The sequence below is a fragment of the Psychrobacter sp. TB20-MNA-CIBAN-0197 genome, assembly GCF_040309765.1.
Taxonomy (GTDB): Bacteria; Pseudomonadota; Gammaproteobacteria; order Pseudomonadales; family Moraxellaceae; genus Psychrobacter; species Psychrobacter submarinus.
This window is the reverse complement of record NZ_JBEOPC010001317.1, coordinates 1-240: the sequence shown is the minus strand read 5'-3', so window position 1 is coordinate 240 and position 240 is coordinate 1. Positions and strand designations below refer to the sequence as shown.

At 42.9% G+C, this 240-nt stretch carries 1 protein-coding gene; it reads right to left on the bottom strand.

Annotation, left to right across the window (positions count from 1 at the left end):
• On the bottom strand, positions 1–229 hold a 229-nt coding region (locus AAEY83_RS18220; RefSeq protein ID WP_351061507.1), incomplete at its 3' end, for a hypothetical protein.
• Positions 230–240 lie beyond the last annotated feature (11 nt).

Sequence of the window (240 nt, the reverse complement as noted above, 5' to 3'; positions counted from 1 at the left end):
CGTATAAGTCACTGGCTGGCAGCTTTTCAAGCTTTGCAATTATTGAGTCTACTTCGCCGGTGGTAATATTATTTTTAGCGTAGCGCTTGGTTAAAAAAGCACGGAGGTCGTCTTTAATTAATACATCGCTATGGTTGCGGTTGAGCTCACCACCGAGTAAATGCGGGTAGCCTTGCTCGCCTAATAACTCAACCACCGCTTGTTCTAATTTGGCTTCAGTAAATTTCATCTATTTAGCAC